A 304-nucleotide genomic window follows, 5' to 3' on the forward strand; every position below is an offset into this window, starting at 1 on the left:
TCGTCGGGTGCTGGCGGTGGTGCGGGGGTCTGCGGTGAATCAGGATGGTGCGAGTAATGGGTTGACGGCGCCGAATGGTCCGGCGCAGCAGCGGGTGATCCGCAGGGCGCTGGCCAACGCCCGCCTGGAGCCTTCCGACGTTGATGTGGTGGAGGCGCACGGTACGGGGACGGCGTTGGGTGATCCGATCGAGGCGCAGGCGCTGCTGGCGACCTACGGGCGCGAGCGGGATGCTGATCGGCCGCTGCTGCTGGGGTCGGTGAAGTCGAACATCGGGCACACACAGGCGGCTGCGGGTGTGGCC

General features: G+C 69.7%; 1 protein-coding gene. It reads left to right on the top strand.

The window, feature by feature from the left end; all coding sequences use genetic code 11:
* On the top strand, positions 1-304 hold a 304-nt coding region (locus tag K7G61_RS36165), incomplete at both ends, for a polyketide synthase (RefSeq protein ID WP_225851382.1).

The sequence above is a fragment of the Streptomyces sp. HPF1205 genome (genome assembly GCF_020400825.1).
Lineage (GTDB): Bacteria > Actinomycetota > Actinomycetes > Streptomycetales > Streptomycetaceae > Actinacidiphila.